Origin of the sequence: Streptomyces sp. NTH33, assembly GCF_003236365.1 — a bacterium.
GTDB lineage: Bacteria > Actinomycetota > Actinomycetes > Streptomycetales > Streptomycetaceae > Streptomyces.
Window position 1 is genome coordinate 1 of record NZ_POTZ01000421.1, and the last position, 6,010, is coordinate 6,010.

The following is a 6,010-nucleotide window of genomic DNA, read 5'->3' on the forward strand; positions in this document are numbered from 1 at the left end:
GGGAGTACGGGGGCGTCTGAGCCGCGCCGGCTCCTTCTGGCATATGCGCACTCCCCCGTGACCCGGTCGCCGTGCGTATCGTTGCACTGCGCGGCTGTACTCGTCCGTGGGGCAGCTGGGAGGAGCGCCACGATGACCGTCCTGGGAGACAGGATCACGATGGCCGAGAGCGACGACACGCGCTGGCTCGACGACATGTTCGAGCAGCTCGAGAAGATGCCCGTCCCCGAGGGATACAAGGTGGAGATCGTCGAGGGGGCCGTCTCCATGTCGCCGCAGCGCACCGTGCGCTGGCGGACCATCTTCATGATCATCAAAGTGTTCATGGGCCGCTTCGGCGAAGACGTCAACCTGGTGTCCGACGTGCGCATCGACTTCCCCGGCCACCGGAACGGTCTCGCCCCGGACCTGGCGAAGTTCCGCGACGGCGCCACACCCGACGCGAAGGGGCGCTGGTGTCCGAAGGACGTGGAGTTCATCGCGGAGGTCATCTCCAAGGACACCGGCTCCAATGACTACGGCCCCAAGAAGGCCGCGTACGCCCTCGCCGGGGTTCCCGTGTACTTGATCGCCGATCCCTACCTTGGCGAGTGCCGCCTGTTCACCCAGCCCAAGGACGGCGAATACCTCAGCGACACGTCCATCACCTACGGCGGCGAGATCGACATGACCGCGACGCCTCTCGGCCTCACCGTCAGAACTGACGACTTCCCCCGCGGCTGACCGCCTCTTTCAACACTGACTCCCACCACTCCCCTTGCTTCGAGCGCACTCCAGCACGTTGGCTTGTGGACCATGAAGTACACACAGCTCGGACGCACGGGACTCAAGGTCAGCCGACTGGTGCTCGGCACGATGAACTTCGGTCCGCAGACCGACGAGGCGGACAGCCACGCGATCATGGACGCGGCGCTGGACGCGGGGATCAACTTCTTCGACACGGCCAACGTGTACGGCTGGGGCGAGAACAAGGGCCGTACCGAGAAGATCATCGGGAACTGGTTCGCCCAGGGCGGTGACCGGCGCGACAAGGTCGTCCTGGCCACCAAGGTGTACGGGAACATGGCCCCGGACGACTCCTCCCTCTGGCCCAACCACGACAAGCTCTCCGCCCTGAACATCCGGCGAGCCGTCGACGCCAGCCTCAAGCGGCTGCAAACGGACTACATCGACGTCTACCAGTTCCACCACATCGACCGCCGCACTCCCTTCGAGGAGATCTGGCAGGCCATCGACGTCCTGATCCAGCAGGGCAAGATCCTCTACGTGGGGTCGAGCAACTTCCCCGGCTACAAGATCGCCCAGGCGAACGAGCTGGCCGCCAGGCGCGGAGGCACCATCGGCCTGGTCAGCGAGCAGTGCCTGTACAACCTCGCCGAGCGCCGGGCCGAGATGGAGGTCATCCCGGCCGCGCAGGACTACGGGCTCGGCGTCATCCCCTGGTCGCCGCTGCACGGCGGACTGCTGGGCGGTGTGCTCAAGAAGGAGGTCGAGGGCGGCCGGCGCGCCTCCGGGCGGTCCGCCGACGCGCTCAAGGACACCAAGACACGCGAGCAGATCCAGGCGTACGAGGACCTGCTCGACAAGCACGGCCTGGAGCCCGGCGAGGCCGCGCTGGCCTGGCTGCTCACCCGGCCCGGCGTGACCGGCCCGATCGTGGGCCCGCGCACCGCCGGGCAGCTCGAGTCGGCCCTGCGGGCGGTCGAGCTGGAGCTGAGCGAGGAGCTGCTGGACGGCCTCGACGAGATCTTCCCGGGTCCGGGACCGTCCCCGGAGGCCTTCGCCTGGTGACCGGCACCGGTCACTGACCGCCCGCGGCGGCCGCGCTCGGAGGCATCACCTGCCGAGCGCGGCCGCCAGGGCGACGACGGCGAACATCAGCACAAGCGCACCGGCCATGATCCGGTTCCGGGTTTTCGGGTCCACGTATTCGAGACTAACCGGCCCCGCGCAGTGGCCCGCGGGCGACCGGCTCGTAACGGGGCTGTGCACCCGGCGCCCCGGACCTCGGCAGGTGGCTGCGGACGAGGACCAGCTCCTCCACGGTCCACGCGGGGCTCGTGAAGTCCGCCAGCGCCCGGACGTACGACCGTACGTCCACCGGGCCCCGGCCGCGGGCCACCGTGAGGTGGGCTTTGTACGGGCGGTGCTCCTCCATCGGCACGCCCGCCTTCCGGGCCGCCGCCTGCGCCCGCTCGGCCAGCAGCCGCATGGTCGCCAGATCGCCCTCCGCGCCCGTCCACAGCGCCTTGCCGTGCCCGAACTGCCCGCCGCCGCGCAGTGCCAGCGCGAAGGGCTCCGTGCGCCGTGCGGCCTTCTCCAGGCGTGCCGACAGCTCCGGTACGACCTCCTCGTCGACCTCGCCGTAGAAGGCGAGGGTGAAGTGCCAGCCAGGGCGGTGCGTCCAGCGCAGCCGGTCCGCGCCGGGCGCCCTCCGCAGCCCGGCGACCTCGTACTCGAGCGCGCCGATGACGTCCTCGGGGGGCAGTACGGCGGCGAAGAGTCTCATGGAGCCCATGGGAACCAGTCTCCCTCCGGCCGGGCGCGTACGCCCGGCCTGCGCCGCCTACGCCGCCGCCGCCAGTTCCTTCCTCCGCTCGCGCGGGACCAGGACGACGCGCGGGTGGCCGCGGTTCCAGCCGAAGCACAGCCGCAGGCCGCCGACACGGGTCAGGACCAGGCCGATGGTGGCCGCCGCGGCGAGCGAGACCGCGCCGCCGAAGGCGAAGCCGACACGGGCGCCGTAGGCGTCGGTGATCCAGCCGACCAGGGGCGCGCCCAGCGGCGTACCGCCCATGAAGACCATCATGAACAGGGCCATCACCCGGCCCCGCATGGCCGGGTCGGTGGCCATCTGGACGGTGGTGTTCGCCGTGACGTTGACCGTCAGGCCGAAGATCCCGATGGGGGCCATCAGCAGGGCGAACAGCCAGTACGACGGGGCCAGCGCGGCCACGATCTCCAGGGCGCCGAAGGCGGCGGCGGCCGCGATGAGCAGGCGCAGCCGGGCCGTGCCGCGGCGGGCCGCCAGCAGGGCGCCGACCAGTGAGCCGACCGCCATCACCGTGTTGAACAGGCTGTAGGCGCCGGCGCCGGAGTGGAAGACGTCCTCGGCGTAGGCCGACAGCCACACCGGGAAGTTGAAGCCGAAGGTGCCGATGAAGCCGACCAGGACGATCGGCCAGATCAGCTCGGGGCGGCCGGCGACGTAGCGTAGGCCCTCGCGGAGCTGGCCCTTGCCGCGCGGGGCGCGCTCGACCACCTGCAGCTCGCGGGCGCGCATCATCAGCAGGCCGGCGATGGGGGCGAGGAAGGACAGGCCGTTGGCGAGGAACGCCCAGCCGGTGCCCACCCCGGTGATCATGACGCCCGCGACGGCGGGGCCGATCAGACGGGCGGACTGGAAGTTCGCGGAGTTCAGGCTGACCGCGTTCTGCAGCTGCCGCGGGCCGACCATCTCGGCGACGAAGGACTGGCGGGCCGGGTTGTCGACGACCGTGGCGAGGCCGACCGCGAACGCGGCGAGGTAGACGTGCCAGACCTGCACCTGTCCGGTGAGGGTGAGCGCGGCGAGCGCGAGACCGGTGACGGCCATGGCCGACTGGGTGACGAGCAGCGTGGGCCGCTTGGGGAGGCGGTCGACGAGGACGCCGCCGTAGAGGCCGAAGAGCAGCATCGGCAGGAACTGCAGAGCCGTGGTGATACCGACGGCGGCGGAGGAGCCGGTGAGGCTCAGCACCAGCCAGTCCTGGGCGATGCGCTGCATCCAGGTGCCGGTGTTGGAGACCACCTGGCCGAGGAAGAACAGGCGGTAGTTCCTGACCCTCAGCGAACTGAACATCGAGGACTTGCGAGGGGGGTCGGGAACGGTCCGGGCGCCGTGGGCACCGTGGGCGTCCTGGTTGTTCCGGATGTCCTGGTTGTTCCGGACGTCCTGGTTGCTCTGGGTGTTCGGTGCGGGGGCGGAATCTTCTCCGGGTCCCGTACTCAAAAGGGTTCGCCTCCTCGGCTGACGTGCTTTACAGGTGCGCGAGCTTTTCCAGTACGGGGGCGGCGGCGCGCAGTTTCGCCCACTCGTCCTCGTCCAGTCCCTCGACCAGGCCGGCCAGGAAGGCGTTCCGCCTGCGGCGGCTCTCCTCGAGCATGGTCTCGGCCTGCGCGGTCCTGGTGACCACCTTCTGACGCCGGTCCTCGGGGTGCGGCTCCAGGCGGACCAGCCCCTTGCCCTCGAGCAGCGCCACGATGCGGGTCATCGAAGGGGGCTGCACGTGCTCCTTGCGGGCGAGTTCGCCCGGGGTGGCGCTTCCGCAGCGGGACAGGGTGCCCAGCACCGACATCTCGGTGGGGCTCAGCGACTCGTCGACGCGCTGGTGCTTGAGCCGACGGGACAGCCGCATCAGGGCGGAGCGCAGGGAGTTCACGGCGGCGGCGTCGTCGCCATGGCTAAGGTCCGGCATGTTCTTTAGAATAAGTCATTACTCTAGCTAAATACCACCGGAAACGCGCCCCTACGCCCGTGATGCCCGCCACTGAAAGATCAGATCACTCTTTCGAGTGATCCCGGCGCGGAACGTGACGCCTGCCGCCGGAGAGTCCCGCGACCCTCGTCTCCATGGGATCCAGCGTGCTCAGCGTGCGCATCGACCACGAGCTGCTCGAACGGCTCAGGAGTCATGCCGCGAAAAGGGGAATGAGCGTCCAGGACTATGTCGTCCGGACGCTCATTCGGGATGACTTCGACGAGCGGTTCCAGACCGCCGTCGAGGAGACGGAGAGGTTCTACGGGGTCCCGTGAACCGGCACGGCAGGGGCCGAACCGGTCAGGTCCCTGCCGTGCCGGACCTGACCGGACCGGTCAGGTCCGGGCGGGGTCAGGTCGGGCGGGATCAGGTCAGGCCGAGGGCCGGCATCAGGTAGTAGAAGGCGAAGACCCCCGCCACCACGTACATCGCCGCCGGGACCTCCCGGCCGCGGCCGGCCGCCAGGCGCAGCAGCGCGAAGGTGATGAAGCCCATGCCGATGCCGTTGGTGATCGAGTAGGTGAACGGCATCATCACCATCGTCACGAAGGCCGGGATGGCGATCGTGTAGTCCGCCCAGTTGATCTCCCTGATTCCCCCGGCCAGGATCAGGAAGCCCACCGCGATCAGGGCGGGGGTGGCCGCCTGGGACGGCACCATGGTGGCGACGGGCGTGAGGAAGAGCGCCAGGGTGAACAGGCCGCCGGTGACGATGTTGGCGAAGCCGGTCCTGGCCCCCTCGCCGACACCGGCCGTCGACTCCACGAAGCAGGTGGTGGCCGAGGAGGAGCTGGCGCCACCGGCGGCGACCGCGATGCCGTCGACGAAGAGCACCTTGTTGATGCCGGGCATCTGGCCCTGGGCGTCGGTCAGCTTGGCCTCGTCGCTGATGCCCATGATCGTGCCCATGGCGTCGAAGAAGCAGGACAGCAGCACGGTGAAGACGAACAGGATGCCGGTCAGCACGCCGACCTTGGAGAAACCGCCGAACAGGCTGACCTTGCCGAGCAGCCCGAAGTCGGGGGTCGACACGGGGTTGCCGGGCCACTTCGGGGTGGTGAGTCCCCAGGAGGGCACGTGCGCGACGGCGTTGATCACGGCACCCAGGACGGTCATCGCGACGATCGAGATGAGGATCGCTCCGGGCACCTTGCGCACGATCAGCGCGAGCGTGAGCAGCGTGCCCAGGACGAAGACGAGGACCGGCCAGCCGGCGAGGTGACCGTTGGCGCCCAGCTGGAGCGGGACGGTGGTGTTGGCGACGTCCGGGATGCGGGAGACGAAGCCGGAGTCGACGAGCCCGATCATCATGATGAACAGGCCGATACCGATGGCGATGCCCTTGCGCAGGCCGAGCGGCACGGCAGCACCACGCTGTACGGGCGGCGGCGGACCGCCTCCGTGAGCTGGCCGCCCTCCTCGTAGCCGACGTAGCCGGGCGGGGCGCCGACCAGCCGAGCCACGCTGTGCTTCTCGCTGTACTCCGACAT

General features: G+C 69.5%; 6 protein-coding genes and 2 pseudogenes. 3 read left to right on the plus strand and 5 right to left on the minus strand.

Features of this window, described 5'->3' with window-relative positions:
• The first annotated feature begins 132 nt into the window (after window positions 1-132).
• Window positions 133-723: a Uma2 family endonuclease gene (locus C1I97_RS29250; protein ID WP_111006127.1), complete on the plus strand. Its 591-nt coding sequence runs from the start codon at window positions 133-135 to the stop codon at window positions 721-723.
• A 72-nt stretch (window positions 724-795) separates the two neighbouring features.
• Window positions 796-1,791, plus strand: coding sequence for an aldo/keto reductase (locus tag C1I97_RS29255; RefSeq protein ID WP_111006128.1), 996 nt, complete (start codon window positions 796-798; stop codon window positions 1,789-1,791).
• 145 nt (window positions 1,792-1,936) lie between these two features.
• Here C1I97_RS29255 and thpR read toward each other — a convergent pair whose 3' ends face one another.
• The 3 genes from thpR to C1I97_RS29270 form a co-directional block, all read right to left on the minus strand.
• Window positions 1,937-2,509: an RNA 2',3'-cyclic phosphodiesterase gene (thpR, locus tag C1I97_RS29260; protein WP_111006131.1), complete on the minus strand. Its 573-nt coding sequence runs from the start codon at window positions 2,507-2,509 to the stop codon at window positions 1,937-1,939.
• 57 nt (window positions 2,510-2,566) lie between these two features.
• Window positions 2,567-3,841, minus strand: a complete 1,275-nt coding sequence (locus tag C1I97_RS29265) for an MFS transporter (RefSeq protein ID WP_111006132.1) — start codon at window positions 3,839-3,841, stop codon at window positions 2,567-2,569.
• 178 nt (window positions 3,842-4,019) lie between these two features.
• Window positions 4,020-4,457, minus strand: coding sequence for a MarR family winged helix-turn-helix transcriptional regulator (locus tag C1I97_RS29270; protein ID WP_111006129.1), 438 nt, complete (start codon window positions 4,455-4,457; stop codon window positions 4,020-4,022).
• Between the two features lie 155 nt (window positions 4,458-4,612).
• Between C1I97_RS29270 and C1I97_RS29275 the strand changes: the two genes are divergently transcribed.
• Window positions 4,613-4,795 (plus strand): ribbon-helix-helix protein, CopG family, encoded by a 183-nt coding sequence (locus C1I97_RS29275; RefSeq protein ID WP_111006130.1) that lies wholly within the window; start codon window positions 4,613-4,615, stop codon window positions 4,793-4,795.
• A 91-nt stretch (window positions 4,796-4,886) separates the two neighbouring features.
• Here the strand turns inward: C1I97_RS29275 and C1I97_RS29280 are convergent.
• Window positions 4,887-5,885 (minus strand): annotated as a pseudogene (locus tag C1I97_RS29280) (NCS2 family permease); the annotation flags it as partial.
• Window positions 5,885-6,010 (minus strand): annotated as a pseudogene (locus tag C1I97_RS29285) (AAA family ATPase); the annotation flags it as partial. The pseudogenes C1I97_RS29280 and C1I97_RS29285, both read right to left, overlap by 1 nt.

Excerpts from the sequence above, each read along its gene's own strand:
- C1I97_RS29250 (WP_111006127.1), top strand. The coding sequence starts at position 133 with ATGACCGTCCTGGGAGACAGGATCACGATGGCCGAGAGCGACGACACG.
- C1I97_RS29255 (WP_111006128.1), top strand. The coding sequence starts at position 796 with ATGAAGTACACACAGCTCGGACGCACGGGACTCAAGGTCAGCCGACTG.
- thpR (WP_111006131.1), bottom strand. The coding sequence starts at position 2,509 with ATGAGACTCTTCGCCGCCGTACTGCCCCCCGAGGACGTCATCGGCGCG.
- C1I97_RS29265 (WP_111006132.1), bottom strand. The coding sequence starts at position 3,841 with ATGTTCAGTTCGCTGAGGGTCAGGAACTACCGCCTGTTCTTCCTCGGC.
- C1I97_RS29270 (WP_111006129.1), bottom strand. The coding sequence starts at position 4,457 with ATGCCGGACCTTAGCCATGGCGACGACGCCGCCGCCGTGAACTCCCTG.
- C1I97_RS29275 (WP_111006130.1), top strand. The coding sequence starts at position 4,613 with ATGGGATCCAGCGTGCTCAGCGTGCGCATCGACCACGAGCTGCTCGAA.